General features: G+C 65.8%; 8 protein-coding genes. 5 read left to right on the top strand and 3 right to left on the bottom strand.

The features are described 5' to 3' along the window. The 3 genes from treY to AC2VOG_RS01955 all read left to right on the top strand — a co-directional run. Nucleotides 1-1,781: malto-oligosyltrehalose synthase (treY, locus tag AC2VOG_RS01945; protein ID WP_486938230.1), on the top strand; the 1,781-nt coding region annotated here is incomplete at its 5' end. Next, the gene (treZ, locus tag AC2VOG_RS01950; RefSeq protein ID WP_486938231.1) at nt 1,774-3,492 is read left to right on the top strand and encodes a malto-oligosyltrehalose trehalohydrolase; all 1,719 of its coding nucleotides are present in this window, start codon (nt 1,774-1,776) and stop codon (nt 3,490-3,492) included. The genes treY and treZ, both read left to right, overlap by 8 nt. Before the next feature lie 41 nt (nt 3,493-3,533). Continuing rightward, nucleotides 3,534-3,959 carry a hypothetical protein gene (locus tag AC2VOG_RS01955; protein WP_486938232.1) on the top strand — a complete coding sequence of 142 codons (426 nt, stop codon included), beginning with the start codon at nt 3,534-3,536 and terminating at the stop codon, nt 3,957-3,959. Nucleotides 3,960-3,985: 26 nt separating this feature from the next. Here AC2VOG_RS01955 and ilvA read toward each other — a convergent pair whose 3' ends face one another. Both ilvA and AC2VOG_RS01965 read right to left on the bottom strand, forming a co-directional pair. After that, complete coding sequence (ilvA, locus tag AC2VOG_RS01960) at nt 3,986-5,284, bottom strand: threonine ammonia-lyase IlvA (RefSeq protein WP_486938233.1); 1,299 nt, start codon at nt 5,282-5,284, stop codon at nt 3,986-3,988. 28 nt (nt 5,285-5,312) lie between these two features. Then, nucleotides 5,313-5,750, bottom strand: a complete 438-nt coding sequence (locus tag AC2VOG_RS01965; RefSeq protein ID WP_486938234.1) for a nitroreductase family deazaflavin-dependent oxidoreductase — start codon at nt 5,748-5,750, stop codon at nt 5,313-5,315. A gap of 225 nt (nt 5,751-5,975) precedes the next feature. On the opposite strand from AC2VOG_RS01965, the gene AC2VOG_RS01970 reads away from it, so the two are divergent. Then, entirely contained in the window at nt 5,976-7,199 is a 1,224-nt protein-coding gene (locus AC2VOG_RS01970) for a fatty acid desaturase family protein (RefSeq protein WP_486938235.1), read from the top strand. 16 nt (nt 7,200-7,215) lie between these two features. Here AC2VOG_RS01970 and fadD11 read toward each other — a convergent pair whose 3' ends face one another. Next, the gene (gene fadD11, locus AC2VOG_RS01975) at nt 7,216-9,015 is read right to left on the bottom strand and encodes a fatty acid--CoA ligase FadD11 (RefSeq protein ID WP_486938237.1); all 1,800 of its coding nucleotides are present in this window, start codon (nt 9,013-9,015) and stop codon (nt 7,216-7,218) included. Between the two features lie 74 nt (nt 9,016-9,089). On the opposite strand from fadD11, the gene AC2VOG_RS01980 reads away from it, so the two are divergent. Beyond that, nucleotides 9,090-9,794, top strand: a 705-nt coding sequence (locus AC2VOG_RS01980) for a class I SAM-dependent methyltransferase (protein ID WP_486938236.1), incomplete at its 3' end; no start/stop codon positions are given.

The raw sequence follows: 9,794 nt of genomic DNA on the forward strand, positions 1-9,794 counted from the left end.
GCACCGGCGACGGCACGGGCCCCCAGGTGCACGACCGCCAGCATTACCGGCTGATCGGTTGGCACAACAACGTGGTCGGTTATCGCCGCTTCTTCTCCATCACGTCGCTGGCCGGGTTGCGCCAGGAAGACCGCACCGTGTTCGAGACCAGCCACGCCGAGGTGGCGCGGTGGTTCACCGACGGACTCGTCGACGGGGTGCGCGTCGACCACCCCGACGGCCTCGCCGACCCCGCCGGGTATCTGCGCTGGCTCCGCGACCTCGTCGGGGCGGATGCGTGGATCGTGGTCGAAAAGATTCTCGCGGCCGGCGAACCGCTGGATCTGAGCCTGCCGGTGGCCGGCACCACCGGTTACGACGCGCTACGCGAGATCGGTGGGGTCTTCGTCGATCCCCGAGGCGCCGAGTCGTTGACGTCTTTGCTGCGATCCGCCGGCATCGAAGGGCTGCTGTCCACGGCCACCCTGAAGGTGTCCGCTGCGACCGAGACTCTGGCCAGTGAGCTGGCCCGGTTGCGCCGCTGCATTGTGGCAGCGACCGACGCGGACCACCCGCAATTACCCGACGCGCTGGCGGCACTGCTGACTCACATCGACGTCTACCGCAGCGACTATCCGGGGTTGGCCGCGATCCTGCCGACAGCCCTGGCCCAAACGCAATCCGCCGCACCCGACCTGGCCCTGCCGCTGCAGCTGATCGCCGCCGCGGTGGCTGACGACGACGAGTCCGCGGTGCGTCTGCAGCAGTTGTGCGGGGCCGTGACCGCGAAAGCCGTCGAGGACTGCTTGTTCTACCGCGACGCGCGGTTGGTGTCACTCAACGAAGTCGGCGGTGAGCCGAAGCATTTCGGCGTCGGTTTAGCCGAATTTCATTCTCGCGCAGCCGTTCGGGCCCGGTTGTGGCCGCGGGCGATGACGACATTGTCGACTCACGACACCAAGCGGGGTGAGGATGTTCGTGCCCGCATCGGTGTGCTGTCACAGGTGCCGTCGCTGTGGGCGGAGTTGGTGGGCCGCTGGGAGGTCTCGACTCCCTCTCCCGACCCGGCCACCGCACTGTTTTTGTGGCAGAACATCTTCGGCGTGTGGCCGACCGACGGCGACGTCACCGACGAACTACGCGACCGGTTACATGCCTACGCCGAGAAAGCGATCCGGGAGGCCGCCGTTCACACCACCTGGAACACACCGAACTCCGACTTCGAAGCCGCGGTGCATCGCTGGCTGGACGCCGTGCTGGACGGACCGGTCTCGCGCGAGCTCACCGCACTGGTTACCCGCCTGCAACCGCATGCCGAGAACGATGCGCTGGGCCAGAAGCTGCTGTGCCTGACCTGTCCGGGTATCCCCGACATCTACCAGGGCACCGAGCTGTGGGACGACAGCCTGGTCGATCCCGACAATCGGCGAGCCGTCGACTACGCCACCCGCCGCGAGGCATTGAAGTCCCTGCAGCACAGAAAAATTCGAGTGGTCAAGGCTGCCCTGCAGATGCGCCGCGCCCACCCGGACACCTTCGTGGGGGGCGGATACTACCCGTTGCCGGCTGCCGGAACCGGCGCCGAGCACGTGGTCGCGTTCCGTCGCGGCGACGACGTGCTCGTCGCGGTCTCCCGCTGGACGGTTCAACTCGGGCAAACCGGATGGGGAGACACCGCGATCCCGCTGCCGGACGGCAGATGGACCAGTGCGCTGACTGGCGCTGCGCTGCGCGGCACGGTGCCGGCGGGCGAGTTGTTCGCGGAACTGCCGGTGGCACTGCTGGGGCGCGCCGATGCGTGAATTCGCGGTCTGGGCGCCGAAACCGGACACCGTGCGCCTCGACGTCGACGGGTCGGTGTCACCAATGACCCGCGACGAAAACGGTTGGTGGCGAGCTACCGTCGACGCCGGCCCGCAAGCGCGCTACGGATACCTGCTCGATGACGATCCGAGGCCGCTGCCCGACCCGCGATCCGCGCGTCAACCCGACGGAGTGCACGAGCGCTCGCAAGTGTGGGAACACCCCGAGCCGATAGAGACCGGCTGGGCCGGCCGCTCGGTTCACGGCGCGGTGATCTATGAGTTGCACATCGGAACCTTCACTCCCGCCGGCACGTTCGACGCAGCCATCGACAAGCTCGACCATCTGGTCGACCTCGGTGTCGACTTCGTCGAGGTAATGCCGGTCAACGCGTTCTCCGGTACCCACGGCTGGGGGTACGACGGCGTTCTGTGGTACGCCGTGCACGAGCCCTACGGGGGCCCAGACGGTTTGACGCGCTTCGTGAGCGCCTGCCACCGCCGGGGGCTCGGTGTGCTGATCGACGCGGTGTTCAACCACCTCGGCCCGTCGGGCAATTACCTGCCCAGGTTCGGCCCCTACCTGTCGTCGGCGAGCAACCCGTGGGGCGAGGGCATCAACATCGCCGACGCCCAGTCCGACGAGGTGCGCCGCTACATCATCGACTGCGCCCTGCGCTGGATGCGCGACTTTCATGCCGACGGTCTGCGATTGGACGCCGTGCATGCGCTCTTCGACACGACCGCGATCCATATCCTTGAGGAATTGGCTGCCGAAACCGACGCGCTCGCCGAAGAACTCGGCCGGCCGTTGTCGCTGATTGCCGAGAGTGACCTGAACGACCCGCGCACGATCACTGCTCGCACGCAGCACGGGCACGGGATGGCCGCACAGTGGGACGACGACATCCACCACGCGATCCACACCGTGGTCTCCGGGGAGCGCCAGGGCTACTACGCGGATTTCGGCTCGTTGGCCATCCTGGCGAAAACTCTGCGCCACGCTTTCTTTCATGCCGCCACCTACTCATCGTTTCGGCAGCGACGCCACGGCCGGCCGCTGGACACCTCGACAATTCCGGCCACCCGGCTGCTGGCCTACACCTGCACCCATGATCAAGTCGGCAACCGGGCCCTCGGCGACCGGCCGTCGCAGAACCTGAGCTACGGGCAGTTGGCGGTCAAAGCCGCTCTGGTCCTCCTTTCCCCTTATACAGCAATGCTTTTCATGGGCGAAGAGTGGGGCGCGTCGACTCCGTTCCAGTTCTTCAGTTCCCATCCCGAGCCCGAGTTGGCCCGTGCCACCGCCGAAGGCCGCAGGCGGGAGTTCGCCGATCACGGCTGGGATGCCGAGGAGATCCCCGACCCCCAGGACCCGCAGACCTTTCGACGCTCCAAGCTGGACTGGTCGGAAGTCAGGACCGGCGAGCACGCGAGACTTCTGCGGCTCTATCGAGAACTGATTGCGTTGCGGCGCAACGAAATCGACCTTGCCGATCCGTGGCTGGACAATCTGGTCGTCGACTATGAGGAGCAACACCGGTGGATCGCGCTGCGCCGCGGCGGCGTGACGGTGGCCTGCAATCTCGGCACCGAGCCGGTATCGGTACCGTTCGCCGGTGAGCTGGTGCTGGCCTCGGAATCGCCTTCCGTAGGTGACCAGAGCACGCTGCTGGCCCCGCATTCGTTCACAATCCTGCGCTGTGGATAACTGACTACCGGCGCGCTCCGCGAGCGGGTGATGATGCGCCGATGACTCAATCTGAATTGTTGCCGATCCCGCCCATCCAGACCGCATGCGATCCCGTGCAGTCCACGCAGGACCTCCGTGAGCGGTGGCGTGCGCTGATGGGGCCGTTGGGGTTCGGGGAGCGGCTGCTGTGGTTCGGCCTGATCGGTCCGGACCGCTGTTTCGCCAAGCAGCTCAGCCAGGTCCCGATCCGTCCGCGGCCCCGGGGCCGGATTGTGTGGAACCTGATGTCGTCGTTGCGGACGCTGCTCGACGACCTGGAGCCGGGCACCACGGTGGCTTTCCTGCTGACGGGTCCCGGGCGCGGTCCGGTGTCGACCATCGAGCTGGTGTGGTCGGCGTCGCTGACCGAGATGGCCGAGCGATTCGCCGTGCCGCTGGAACCGATCTTTCGGGCCAACGACGAATCGGTCGCGCTGGTCGGCTAGCCGACACCAGCTGGAGCGCAGGTCGGCTACAGCAGGTAGCGATACGCCGGCGAGCCGGGCTCGATCGTCTCGATCTGCATCTCGGTGGCCCGCATGCGTTCCAGCAGGCCATCGAGATCCGCGGCTGAGCCCAACTCGATCCCAACCAGCGCCTCGCCGGTCTCGCGGTTGTTGCGCTTGACGTACTCGAACAGCGTGATGTCGTCGCCCGCTCCGAGCACGCCGTCGAGGAACCGGCGCAGCGCACCGGGCTCCTGCGGGAAGTCGACCAGGAAGTAGTGCTTGAGCCCGAGGTGGACCAGCGACCGCTCGAGGATTTCGCCGTAGCGCGACACGTCGTTGTTGCCGCCGGAGACCAGGCATACCACGGTGCAACCCGGCTCGATGTCGGCCTCCAGCAGGCCGGCGACCGCGAGCGCCCCGGCAGGCTCGGCGATGATCCCCTCGTTTTGGTACAGGTCGAGCATCGCGGTGCACACCGCGCCCTCGTCGACCGTGGTTATCGACACCATGTCCCCCGCCGCGGCCAGCGCGGCATAGGTGAGGTTCCCGGCCCGACTGACTGCGGCGCCGTCGACGAACTGGTCGACGTGAGCAAGGGTCACCGGGCCGCCGTTGGCCAGCGCGGCCATCATCGCGGCCGCGCCCGCCGGCTCGATCCCGAGCACCGAGGTCTTGCGGGTCCGCTCGGCGAGGTAGGTGGTGATGCCGGCGATGCACCCGCCACCGCCGACCGGAACCACCACAAGATCGGGCTCGCCGTCCAGCGCGTCGAGGATCTCCACAGCGATAGTGCCCTGCCCGGCCATGGTCCTCGCATCGTCAAACGGTGGCACCAATGTGGCGCCGGTGCGCGCCACATCGGCCAGCGCCGCCTCGGCGGCCAGGTCGTAGCTGGATCCACCCACGATCAGCTCGATGAACTCCCCGCCGTGATAACGGATTCGGTCACGCTTCTGTTTGGGGGTCTTGGCCGGTACGTAAACGCGGCCGCGGATACCCAGGATGCGGCAGGCATAGGCGAAGCCCTGCGCGTGGTTGCCGGCCGACGAGCAGACCACTCCGGCGGCTCGTTCCTCGTCGGAGAGTTGCACCAGCAGGTTGTAGGCCCCGCGCAGCTTGTAGGACCGCACGGTCTGCAGGTCTTCGCGCTTGAGGTAGACGTTTGCCCCGGTCGTCGCGGACAGCCGGTCGGAGAACTGTAGTGGCGTGGCGGTGACCACGCCGGCGATTCGGGTCGCTGCACTGTCGACGTCGGCCGCTGAAAAAGAAGCCAGCGGCCCACCACCCCCGATGCCCGGGCTCTGACTCAGTTCGGCAGACACCGGTCAATGGTGCCACCAAGCTGCGTGTTCAGTGCACAGGGGTCAGCACAAACACCGGAATCTGGCGGTCGGTCTTCTGCTGGTAGTCGGCATAATCCGGGTAGGCGGCCACGGCCCGCTCCCACCAGACTGCCTTCTCGTCGCCAAAAACCTCGCGGGCGTCGTAGTCCTTGACGTCGGTGCCGTCCTGTAGTTCGACGCGCGGATTTTTCGTAATGTTGTAGTACCAGACCGGGTTCTTCGGCGCTCCGCCCAGCGAGGCGACCGCGGCGTATTCGCCGTTGTGCTCGACCCGCATCAGCGGGGTCTTGCGCAGCTTGCCGGTCTTGGCGCCGACCGTGGTCAGCAGGATGACCGGCATGCCCTTCATGTCGGTGCCGTCGGTCCCACCGGACTCGACAATTTTTTCGGCTTGCTCGCGGGACCAGTCCCACGGCGACGGGGCGTATTCACCTTCGAGTGGCATTCCCCCACCCTAAACCCGACGGCTCAGGACTACGGGACCTCGAGACCACCGTTCGGTGACCTATACCGTGTAGTGTCTGCGGGCGATCCCGAAAATCTCTGGGTCACACTGCGGCGACGAGCCGATGAAGCGGGTGCTGAGCCAATGCTCCAGTCGTACGTGTGGGTCCCTTCAGTCGTACTTACGGGATTCCGCCCCGTAAGCGTTACGGTTCGATGACTGTCGGTGGCGATCACCGAAGTACCCGAATACGCCCACCTGAGCGACGAGGACGTCATTTCCCTTGCCGCTGAGCTCGACGACATTCGTCGCGACATCGCGGAGTCGCTCGGCGAAAAAGACCACCGATACATTCGTCGTGCCATCGCGTTTCAGCGATATCTCGAGGCCGCGGCCCGGGTGACCATCTTCGCCAGCCGGGGCCGGCTGGGGTGGACTGTGGGAACTGTTGCGCTCGCGGTGGCCAAGTGTGTCGAGAACATGGAACTCGGTCACAACATCACCCACGGTCAGTGGGATTGGATGAATGACCCCGAAATCCATTCGAGCACGTGGGAATGGGACATGGTGGCTCCGTCGTCACACTGGATGTCGTCACACAATTTTCTGCACCACAAGTTCACCAATGTCGTCGGTGTCGACCCCGACCTCGGCTTCGGGATGATGCGCGTCACGCGCGACCAGAAGTGGCAGCCTGGCGATCTCCTTCAACCGCTGCGGGCGGTGCTGCTGGCCATGCTCTTTGAATGGGGCATCGCCATGCACGGCCTCTACGCAGCGCAGGGTCGGGAAAGCACCGAAAGCGCTAAAGCGGCCCATCGAAAGACCACCATCCGCAAGATGCTCCGCCAGGCCGGCAAGGATTACCTGGCTTTTCCGGCGCTGAGTCACCGCCGTTGGCGCCGGACCCTCGGGGCCAACGTGGTCGCCAACGGACTACGCAATGCCTGGGGTTATATCGTCATCGTCTGCGGCCACTTCGCCGACGGCGCAGAAAAATTCACCGAGTCGGTGCTGGACACAGAGACACAGCCCGAGTGGTACCTGCGGCAACTCCTGGGTACCGGGAACTTCCGCGCCGGACCGGTACTGGCCTTCATGAGCGGCAACCTGTGTTACCAGGTCGAGCATCATCTGTTTCCCGACCTGCCGAGCAACCGGCTGCCCGAGATCTCCGAGCGGGTCCGCGCGTTGTGCCAGACCTACGACTTGCCGTACACGACCGGTTCCCTCATGCATCAGTACCTGCTCACTGTGCGCACCATCTGCAAATTGGCGTTGCCGACAGGATTCATGTCAGCCAGCGCCCACGACGCGCCAGAAACAGCGTCGGAGAATAAATTCCGCGACGCGAACACGCCATTGCCGACAACGGCGGTCGGCGATGAGCGCCGCCGCGGATTGGCGACGGCGATCATCGACCACCGCACACGACGCAAGGCCGGCTGAGAAGTCGCCGAGCGTCCTAGGCCGGACCCGCGCTCGGCGTACGCGCGGGCTCGTGGACGTCCGGACCCGGCTGGCCGGCGTACAACTCCTCGATTTCAACGGCGTATTTTGCTGCGATCGGCCGTCGTTTGAGTTTCATCGTCAGGGTGATCTCGTCGCCGCCCGGTTCCCACAACGCGGGTAGGACGCGGAAACGTTTGATCTGCTCTACCCGCGACAATTTCTCGTTGCCCGCAGCCACCGCCGCCGAAATCTGCGCTAACACCTCTGGGTGGGCGGCCAGGGCTTCGGGTGTGGCGTCGGCGACTCCATGCCTTTCGGCGTAGGGCCCGACGGAATCGGCATCGAACACCATCAACGCAGTGTTGTAGGGACGACCGTCGCCGATGGCGACCATCGCACCGATCATCGGACAGGCCGCCTTGATCGCGTTTTCGATGTTGGCCGGCGACATGTTCTTTCCGGCCGCGTTGATGATCAATTCCTTCTTGCGGTCGATCACCCGTAGGTAGCCGTCGGCGTCTTCTTCCAGGATGTCGCCGGTATGCAGCCAGCCGTCGGCGTCAATCGCCTCGGCGGTCTTGGCCGGATCCTTGCGGTAGCCCTTCATCACCAGCGGGCCACGCACCAGATATTCGCCGTCCCCGGCGATCCTGGACTCCAGCCCGGGCAGCAGTCGGCCCACCGATCCCAGTCGTAACTCTCGGGGATGACTCACGCTGGCAACACAACTGAGCTCGGACATGCCCCAGACTTCGGCGATCGGAATGCCGATCCCGACGAAGAACGCCAGCGTCTCCCGGGGAATCGGCGCCGCGCCTGAGACCGCCCATCGCAACTGGTCGAGCCCCAGCTTCTCGCGCAGCTTCGACAGCACCAATTCATCGGCCTGCGCCCATTCGGCGGCCACGTCGCCGGCCAGCGGTTCGCCGGCGATCAATGCCGCTGCACGCTTGTCGGCGACCGACAACGCCCACCCCAGGGCCTGGCGCCTGGCCTCGTCCGGCTCGTGGGTGACAGCAAACTCGATTCCGGCCTTGAGCTTTTCCCAGACCCGTGGAACCGCCGCCCAGATGGTGGGCCGGGCATCGGGCAGCGCCACCGCAATCTCGCGGACATCGGAGACCACCGTGACCAGGATTCCGTACATCTCCTGGTTGTAGAGCGCCATCATCCGGTCGGCAATGTGCGCCGACGGCAGATAGGAGGTGGCACGATCGTCCGGTCGCACATCCACGACGGCGCTGAGAGCTTCCGCCTCGAACATCAAGTTCGCGTGCGTCATCTCGACTCCCTTGGGATTGCCCGTCGTCCCGGAGGTGTAGATCAGGGTGATGACGTCGTCGGGTTGCACCGCGCGCCAGGTCGATTCGAAGTCGAAGTCGTCGGGAGCGGCCGCATACAAATCGTCCAGCGAGACGGTTCCCTCCGGCTCGCCGTCAATGCAGACGATGTGGTCGACCTGCGCGCCGCTCGCCAGGATCCGGTCGACGTACTGTTGCTCGCAGATCACCACTTTGGCGTCGGCGTTGTCGAGCACGTAGGCCAGTTGCTCGGCAGGCAGTGTGTTGTAGACCGAAAACGAGGTGGCGCCGAGATGCTGCGCACCGACTTCCACGGGATAGAACTCGACGCGGTTGGCCATCATCAGCGACACCGTGTCGCCCCGGCGCACGCCCAGACCGGCCAGCCCGGCCGCGACCCGGCGTACGTCGTCGGCATACTGCCGCCAGGTCAGGGTCGTGGTGTCGCCCGGGGTACGCAACGCGACGGCATCCGGGTCCGCCGCGGCACAGCGTTGGAAGGCCTCGCACATCGTCGCGGGGCCACTCGGCCGGGTTTTCGTATCGCACACTCAGCCGAGGCTAGTCCGGCGAGTACGTTGCCGGTATGAGAATTGCGATCACCGAGTTGACGCCTGTCGAGCTGACCGCGCTTGTCACCCAATACGCCCGGGCGCTCGACAGCCGTTGCCCCAGGCCCATACTCGGTGACACCTTGGCTGCCGACATCGTCGACAAGATCGACTACGACTTCGACGGTTTGGGGATTCCGCCGAGCGCGATCCGCCAGACCGCGCTGCGCGCGAAGTTGCTCGACGACCGGGTCAGCCGCTTCATCGCCGAATATCCCGACGCCGTCATAGTCGACCTCGGCGCCGGCCTGGCGACGCCCAGGCTACGGGTCGCGCCGCCGCCCAGCGTCGACTGGTATAGCGTTGACCTGCCCAACATCATCGCGCTACGCAGGCAGCTGGTGCCCGCGCAGGACCATGCGTATTCGGTGCCGGCGTCGCTGGCCGACAACACCTGGAGCGAGCAGATTCCCGCGGACCGGCCTACCTTCCTGATCGCCGACGGACTCCTGGCTTTCGTCCCAGAGGCGTTGCTGGCCAACCTGTTTCGCCACATTCCCGGGTATTTCCGGACCGGCGAAGTGGCCATCAACGACTACGGGCGCGTCAGCGCCCTCAACGTCGCCGCCATGAAAATTGCCTTCAGCGCGGTCGGAAACCGATGGACGTACCGCGGCTTCCGCGATCCCCACACACCGGAAAGTTGGAGTCCGCGAATGCATCTGGTCGAGGAGACCAGC

It is taken from the genome of Mycobacterium sp. TH-M11 (assembly GCF_057473725.1).